Annotated in this window: 1 pseudogene; it reads right to left on the reverse strand. The window is 61.8% G+C overall.

Annotation, left to right across the window (positions count from 1 at the left end):
• Window positions 1-370: pseudogene (locus RM609_RS34320) on the reverse strand (urocanate hydratase); the annotation flags it as partial.
• Window positions 371-406: the final 36 nt, after the last annotated feature.

Consider the following 406-nt stretch of genomic DNA (forward strand, 5'->3'; position numbering starts at 1 on the left):
TGCGCGACATGTCGACCTCGGCAATGATCCCGACGGCGTGGGCGATCTCGGCGGCCTTGGGCTGGGCCCCGGACATGCCACCGAGACCTGACGAGACAAAAAGCACCCCGGAGAGATCCCCATCAGCGGGAATTCCCAGCCGGATTCTTCCGGCGTTGAGAATGGTGTTGAAGGTGCCATGGACGATACCCTGTGGGCCGATATACATCCAGCCGCCAGCGGTCATCTGGCCATAGTTCGCCACCCCCATCTCCTCACAGATCTCCCAGTCCTTCTGGTTGTCGAAATGGCCGACCATGAGGGAGTTGGTGATGATGACACGCGGGGATTCTGGGCGCGACGGGAAAAGCCCCAGCGGGTGACCGCTCATGACGACCAAGGTGGTGTCCTCGGTGAGCTGGGAGAG

Source organism: Streptomyces hesseae (assembly GCF_031845785.1).
Taxonomy (GTDB): domain Bacteria; phylum Actinomycetota; class Actinomycetes; order Streptomycetales; family Streptomycetaceae; genus Streptomyces; species Streptomyces hesseae.